Annotated in this window: 1 protein-coding gene; it reads right to left on the bottom strand. The window is 62.2% G+C overall.

Features of this window, described 5'->3' with window-relative positions:
• Positions 1 to 1,279: IS66 family transposase (gene tnpC / locus NKH30_RS33020; protein WP_352998155.1), on the bottom strand; the 1,279-nt coding region annotated here is incomplete at both ends.

The following is a 1,279-nucleotide window of genomic DNA, read 5'->3' as shown; positions in this document are numbered from 1 at the left end:
CAGGTCAACATCAGGCTGTAGATGACGGCGCTGGCCCTGGCTCCGTCGACGGTATCGCTGAACAGCCAACTTTTCCGGCCAGTGGCAAAGATTCTGATGTCACGCTCGAGAAGATTGTTGTCGATCGGCATGCTGCCGTCCTCGGTGTAACGAGTCAGATATCCCCATTGGTTCAGGGTGTAGGAGACGGCGTCGCCGAGCTTGCTGTCCGGCAAGACTTTTGGGGCGATGTCGTCGAGCCATGCCTTGAGAGCCTGGAGGATCGGGACACTATGTTGCTGGCGGAAGCGGCGAATGCAGTGATCTCGCGTTTCGCCGTCATCGGGGATTTCGTTCCGCGCCTGCCTTTCAACCCGATAGAGCTGTTCAAAGAACCGGAGCGCCTGTTCCGGCGGGCCGCCGCCTTTCTTCCTCGCCTTTAGGGCATCGACGAAGCGCCGCCTGGAATGGGCCATGCAGCCAAGATGCGTTGCCCCTTCCAGCGTGCGCCAGGCGGAATAACCGTCACTCATCACGATGCCGCGGTAATCGCCCAAGAAGGTCTGCGGGTGTATCTGGCCGCGACCCGGCTGATAATCGAGCAGCACGATCGGCTCGTCACTGTCGTGGCCGCTCCGGTATGCCCATATGTACGAGGTGCTGGTGGCCTCTCTGTCCATTTCCTTCAGCACCTGGACCGTGGTCTCGTCGCCATGGATGAGGGGCTGCGATCTGAGCCGCAGCTTCAGCACGTCATAGATGCGGGCGAGATGCTTTTCGCTCGAGCCGATCACCCAGTGACCCAGAGCGCCACGGCTGACAGGAACGCCCGCGCGCTCGAAGGCCTGCGCCAGGCGGTAGAGCGGTGTGCCGTCGACGTATTTGTGAACGAGCGCGAAGGCCAGCGTCGAGGCCGTGGCGATGCTGCCCGGCAAGGGTTGCGCGGGCATCGGCGCGGTCACGACCGGCGTGTTGATGCCGGTACGCTCGCAATGACGGCAAGCATACTTGAACCGCACATTCTGCAGGACCTTCGCCTTCACCTCGATATGAAGTTGCTCGGTAACGGCCTCGCCCATGCGATGCATCTGGTGACGGCAGCAAGGACAAGCCTTCTGATCGTCGGGAAGGTCATACTCGACGCGCTCGCGCGGCAGGTTTTCCGGCAAGGCCTTGCGGCCGCGCTTCTTTCCCGTCGCCCCTTCGCTCGCTGGCAAGCCCGTGTCCGGCAGGACAACGACGCCGCCATCTTCGTTGTCGGCGGCGTCCTCATCCGCGGCCTGTTCGGCTTCATTGAAGA

The sequence above is a fragment of the Mesorhizobium sp. M1273 genome (assembly GCF_040318195.1).
Taxonomy (GTDB): Bacteria; Pseudomonadota; Alphaproteobacteria; order Rhizobiales; family Rhizobiaceae; genus Mesorhizobium.
This window is presented reverse-complemented; position numbering and strand designations above follow the sequence as displayed.